Below are 618 nucleotides of genomic sequence, written 5' to 3'. Positions count from 1 at the left end.
GGCTCCTAGTGCCAAGGCATCCGCCCTGCACCCTTAATAACTTGACCAAGTTATTAAAGTTATCGTTACGAATAAACTTTGTATTAACTCAGTTTATTACGTTACTTTAAATGTAATTTTTAAGACTTTTCTTGTCTGAGATATTTTTAGAAGTTATCTTCTTCATATATAAAATGATGTCATATCACTAAATGTTATGCAGTTTTCAAGGTACTAAAATTCTTCGCATGTTTCTAGCGAAATGGTGGAGATGAGGAGGATCGAACTCCTGACCCCTTGCGTGCAAGGCAAGTGCTCTCCCAGCTGAGCTACACCCCCATATTATTAACTTTTTTAACGAATTATATTTTACTATTTTCATTAATTTTTGTCAATATTTTTAACAAGTTTTTATTTTTTTATAAATAATAAAAACTCTCAAAATTAAACAGTAGGTAATTCTCCTTAGAAAGGAGGTGATCCAGCCGCACCTTCCGATACGGCTACCTTGTTACGACTTCACCCCAGTTATTGATTTCACCTTCGACACTCGCTTCCCAAAAGGGTTAGCTAAGTGGCTTCGGGCGCCCCCAACTTCCGTGGTGTGACGGGCGGTGTGTACAAGACCCGGGAACGCAT

At 38.3% G+C, this 618-nt stretch carries 1 tRNA gene and 1 rRNA gene; both read right to left on the bottom strand.

Annotated features, from left to right (window positions below):
- Nucleotides 1-242 precede the first annotated feature (242 nt).
- A tRNA-Ala gene (locus tag RR062_06190) sits at nucleotides 243-318 on the bottom strand.
- Between the two features lie 130 nt (nucleotides 319-448).
- A 16S ribosomal RNA gene (locus RR062_06185) occupies nucleotides 449-618 on the bottom strand; the annotation flags it as partial.

It is taken from the genome of Clostridia bacterium, assembly GCA_036654455.1.
Taxonomy (GTDB): domain Bacteria; phylum Bacillota; class Clostridia; order Christensenellales; family CAG-314; genus JAVVRZ01.
This window is presented reverse-complemented; position numbering and strand designations above follow the sequence as displayed.